Genomic DNA, 2,530 nt, shown 5'->3' with positions numbered 1-2,530 from the left:
CCGCGCGCTCGGCGTGCGGATCGACACCCGTCGTGCCGTCACCGCCGGCGAACTCGAGGACGCCGTGGCCGCGGGCGAGGCCGTCGTGCTCGCCACCGGCAGCCGGGACCGGCCCCCCGAGTACCCGGCCGAGGAGGGCCACTACGTCACCGCAGCCGGCCTGCTGGCCGGTGGCCCGATCGCCGTGCGGCCGGTCGTGGTGTGGGATCCCGTCGGGGGTCCCGTCGCGGTGGGCATCGCGGAACAGCTTGCCGCCCAGGGCTATACCGTCTCGTACGCCACGACGGACCCGATCGCCGGGTCGCGGCTCGCGCCGACGGGCGACCTGGTCGCGGCGAACACCCGGCTGCAGCGGGCCGGGGTCGCCCGGCACCTCGGGGTCACGGTGCGACGGGTCGGCGCCGACGCGGTCGAACTCGAGCACCGGCTGACCGGACGGCGCACCGACGTCGCCGGCGCGCTGCTCGTCGACTGCGCCCCGGGGCTGCCGGAGGACACCCTGTACCGGACCGGGCTGACACGGATCGGCGACTGCCTGGCGCCGCGAAGTGTCCACCAGGCGGTACGGGAGGGTCACACGCTCGGATCCGAACTGTAACCTGTTGCAGACTGCTACGGATCGGAAGGATCGACGAATGGGCGAGTTCGACGGCAAGGTCGTGTTCATCACCGGCATTGCGCGCGGTCAGGGACGCAACCACGCGATCCGGTTCGCGCGGGAGGGCGCGTCGATCATCGGCGTCGACATCGCCGGTCCCGTCTCGGAGTACAACTCCTACGCCCCGGTCACCGAAGCCGACTTCCACGAGACCGTCCAGCTCGTCGAGGCCGAGGGGGCGAAGATCCACGCGCGCATCGCCGACGTGCGCGACAGCGCCGCCCTGAAGTCCGTCGTCGACGACGGCGTCGCCCAGTTCGGCCGCCTCGACGTCGTCGTCGCCAACGCGGGCATCTGCAACTGGAACCGCTTCTGGGAGATGCCCGACGAGCAGTTCGAGGAACTGATCGACATCAACCTCACCGGCGTCTTCAAGACCCTCAAGGCCGCCACGCCCGCCATGATCGAGGCCGGCAACGGAGGGTCGATCATCGTCGTGAGTTCCGTCGCCGGGCTGAAGGCCATGCCCGGCCAGGCCAACTACGCCGCCGCGAAGTTCGGCCTCGTCGGCCTGACCCAGAGCGCCGCCAAGGAGCTCGGCGAGTACCGCATCCGGGTCAACTCCATCCACCCCTACGGCGTGAACACCCCGATGGGTACCGACCAGGGCGCGCTGACGCTGTTCGAGAAGTACCCGCACTGGCTGCCGAGCTTCGCCCCGATCCTCACCGAGAAGCCGATCGCCGACGTCGACGACATCACCGAGGCCGTGCTGTATCTCGCGAGCGACCGCGCCCGGACCGTCACCGGCAGCCAGATGGCCCTCGACCAGGGGAACTCGAAGGTGTGAGCGAAACCTGCTCCGCCGGACCGCACCCACGGCTGGCCGCCCCGCTGCGGCTCGGCCCGGTCACGCTGCGCAACCGGGTGGTGTTCTCCGCGCACCTGACCAACTTCGCCGAGGACGGGCTGCCCACCGCGCAGCACGCCGCGTACTACGCGGCGCGGGCCGGCGGTGGAGCCGGGCTGATCGTCTCGGAGGAGCACACCGTGCACCCGACGGACCGGCCCTACGAGAAGCTGATCCGCGGGTACGACCCCGCGGTGGTGCCCGGGTACCGGCGGATCACCGACGCCGTGCACGCCCGCGGCGGGCGAATCTTCGCCCAGCTCAACCACAACGGCGCCCAGGGCTGCGGCATGTACACCGGCCTGCCGCTGTGGGCGCCCAGCGCCGTGCCCGACCTGCTGTTCCGGGAGGTGCCCAAGGCGCTCGAGGAGCACGAGATCCGCGACCTCGTCGAGGGGTACGCCCGCGTCGCCGAGCACTGCCGTGCCGGCGGATTCGACGGGGTCGAACTGCAGTGCTCGCAGGCGTCGATCGTGCGGCAGTTCCTGTCCCCGGGCACCAACCTGCGCACCGACCGGTACGGCGGACCGCTCCGGAACAGGGCGCGGTTCCTGCTCGAGGTCGTCGGGGCACTGCGCGCGGCGGTCGGGTCCGACCTGGTCGTGGGGGTCCGCCTCAGCGGGCACGACGGCACCGACGGCGGGATCACCCTCGACGACGCCGTCGCCGTCGCCGCCATGATCGAAGACAGCGGGCACGTCGACTACCTGAACACCTCGATCGGCGTGGCCACCGAGACGCTGCACCTGATCGAGGCGTCCATGGCCACGCCCCACGGCTACGCGTTGTTCGTGCCCGACGCGATCCGGCGGCGGGTGCGGCTGCCGGTCGTCGGCGTCGGACGCTTCACCACCCCCGCCCAGGCCGAGGCGGCCCTCGCCGAGGGGCGCTGCGACCTCGTCGGCGTCGTCCGCGGCCAGATCGCCGACCCCGACTTCGCCGCCAAGGCTCTCGCCGGCGACGACGAGGCCGTGCGTCCGTGCCTGGCCTGCAACCAGGAGTGCATCGGCCGGGTAGGGCTC

General features: G+C 72.1%; 2 protein-coding genes and 1 pseudogene. All 3 read left to right on the top strand.

What is annotated here, in order from left to right; genetic code table 11:
- Window positions 1-598: FAD-dependent oxidoreductase (locus CQZ88_RS30820; RefSeq protein WP_258008547.1), on the top strand; the 598-nt coding region annotated here is incomplete at its 5' end.
- A 37-nt stretch (window positions 599-635) separates the two neighbouring features.
- On the top strand, window positions 636-1,448 hold the full coding sequence (locus CQZ88_RS10590; protein WP_006930974.1) for a mycofactocin-coupled SDR family oxidoreductase: 813 nt from the start codon (window positions 636-638) through the stop codon (window positions 1,446-1,448).
- Window positions 1,445-2,530, top strand: a pseudogene (locus CQZ88_RS10585) (mycofactocin system FadH/OYE family oxidoreductase 2); the annotation flags it as partial. The gene CQZ88_RS10590 and the pseudogene CQZ88_RS10585, both read left to right, overlap by 4 nt.

It is taken from the genome of Rhodococcus sp. ENV425 (assembly GCF_002887785.1).
In the GTDB taxonomy this organism is placed as follows: Bacteria; Actinomycetota; Actinomycetes; order Mycobacteriales; family Mycobacteriaceae; genus Rhodococcus; species Rhodococcus aetherivorans.
Note: the sequence above shows the minus strand (reverse complement) of the source record. Positions and strands in the feature narration are given on the sequence as shown.

Coding starts and splice junctions, on each gene's coding strand:
- CQZ88_RS10590 (WP_006930974.1), top strand. CDS start 636: ATGGGCGAGTTCGACGGCAAGGTCGTGTTCATCACCGGCATTGCGCGC.